Raw genomic sequence first — 2176 nt, 5'->3', positions numbered from 1 at the left:
TCGGTGATGAGATAATGTCCGCGCTGCTTGGAAAGCTTATCAAATTTCAAATTTGAAAATGCGAATTCCTGCAAACCGTTCTCTTTGATATCCGCTAGTGCCTTGCCCATCAGCACGTTTTCATCTTCCTGATTGGCGTGAATATTGTGTGCGTAAAGCCATGCCTCGCGCTTGCAGGTGATGTAATAATTCACAAGCGTGCCGGTAATTTGGTCTTTGCAAAACATTAGTCGAATACCTCTTCAGCGATCGTAAGTTTAGGCAGGAAACCATCAAATTTATTATAGAAATTGCCTGGCGGTAAAATATATCTGCCAAAATAATCTTTTAAAGTAGTTTTATAATCTTTTTTGAGTTCTTCTAGTAAATTTTTACTAACGGATATAGTATATAATCCCAAATCTTTTTCCGAATCTTTAATTTCTGCAATAATTTTAAATTTATCGTCATTTGATTGTAACAATTTATCCCGATTATCTAAAAACTTGTCGAAATGCCCACTATACTGCTCTACAAAAAGCGGAACCTTCCACTCCTGCTTTGGCATAAAATTTTCATTAAATTTTCTAAATAATGTTTGAAATTCCAGGTTTTTAGCGTATTGCAATAAATCTACGCTAGTAGTTTCATTCTTTGTACTTTCAAAATAGCTCTCTAAGACATTATAAATTTCGCTCTCTTTTATATTTTGCGATAGAATTTCCTTTATCTTATCCTCTTGTAGATCCGTATCGTGATATGGAAATGATTTACCTTCTAAATAATCAAAAACTATAACTTTTGCAGGCCTATCTGATAATCCTTCACGATTTACTCTACCCGCAGCTTGAATAATAGAGCCAAAGGGAGCGAACTCTCGAAAACCTATATCAAAGCTAAGATCGACCCCCGCCTCGATCAGCTGCGTTGCAATCAAAATAATCTTTTTACCACTACTTAATTTAACTTTTATCTCGTCAATAATCTCAACTCTGTGAAGTGGAATTTGGTGCGTAGTCAAAAGATAGACGCTATCTTTATTCTCGCTTTTGTTTTTTATGACTTCATATAGCTTTTTAGCTTTTGAGATGGTATTTACGACACAAAGCACACTTTTATCTTTATGGGATAAAATTTCATCTTTTAGGATGTCAAAATCGTTTAAATTTGGCTTATAAACGAGCTCATATCTATCCCTATCTCGCTCGTATAAAACAGGGCTTGAAAGCTCGGTAAAATTTTCAAGCTCTGCTGCAATATGAGGCATAGTCGCAGACATAAGTATAAAGTGGATATTGTATCTTTTTGTAAATTCATTAAAAGCGGCAGAAATCGGCTTCAATAAAACTCTTGGGATATTTTGTATCTCGTCTATTATGATAACACTATCTCGCAAAGTTTCTAGTTTTAAATTATCTCTATTGTGATTTGAAAAAAATACGTAAAATAGCTGATTGAAAGTCGTAACGATAAAATTCTCATGCCAAATATCAGCCAAAAATACTTTTTGCATAAACTGCTCTTGCTCATCTTCATTATCTTTTTCTTTATCTCTTTTACTACTTTTATAGCTTGTTAGGTGATGATATTTTAGTACGTTTTGATACGATATTATCTTTTGATATTCGTTATGTGTTTGATCTATGATAGAGGTAAATGGTATAGCTGTTATAACACGTCTTTTATCGCCTTTTATTTTAGCTATTTGCAATGCCAAATTTAGAGCCAAAAACGTTTTTCCTATACCGGTGGGCGCTTTAATCAAAAACTTATCTTTTTGCGTATTATGATTAAAATTTTGAAAAATAAGTTCCTTCGCTTTTGTTCTGTATTTGTTTTTACTGCCAGTTTGCTTTGAGGTTATAATATCTTCTATCTTATTAAGATAAAGATCTATTTTTTCTTCACTTAAAATTTCTACATTTTTATAGGATTTAGAAAAAATAGCTTCAAATTTATCTGCCAAAATAAGCCTCGAATAGCGCTTCTTAAAAATAAAGTAGTTATCTAAAATTTGGTATTTTTCCAGCTCGGCCTCTAAATCCAAAAAACAGTCAATAAAATCATTAACATCGGGCTTTATCTCTAAATTCGATCTACAAATCACTTCATCTATCTTTTTAAATTTATCTTTTAAAATTTCTCTACTAAGCTTTTTATCTTCTAAAGCCTTCTTCGTGCCGCCATTTCTGTTATA

At 32.4% G+C, this 2176-nt stretch carries 2 protein-coding genes; both read right to left on the bottom strand.

All coding sequences use genetic code 11. The annotated features are described in order from the left end of the window. A partial coding sequence (locus tag Q0236_RS03885; protein WP_297915315.1) for a Dna2/Cas4 domain-containing protein occupies positions 1-227 on the bottom strand: 227 nt, incomplete at its 3' end. Next, the coding region (gene cas3, locus Q0236_RS03880) for a CRISPR-associated helicase Cas3' (protein WP_297915313.1) at positions 227-2176 on the bottom strand (1950 nt) is incomplete at its 5' end. The genes cas3 and Q0236_RS03885, both read right to left, overlap by 1 nt.

Source organism: uncultured Campylobacter sp. (assembly GCF_938031315.1).
Lineage (GTDB): Bacteria > Campylobacterota > Campylobacteria > Campylobacterales > Campylobacteraceae > Campylobacter_B.
The sequence above is the reverse complement of the archived record's forward strand: the minus strand, read 5'-3'. Positions and strand labels throughout refer to the sequence as shown.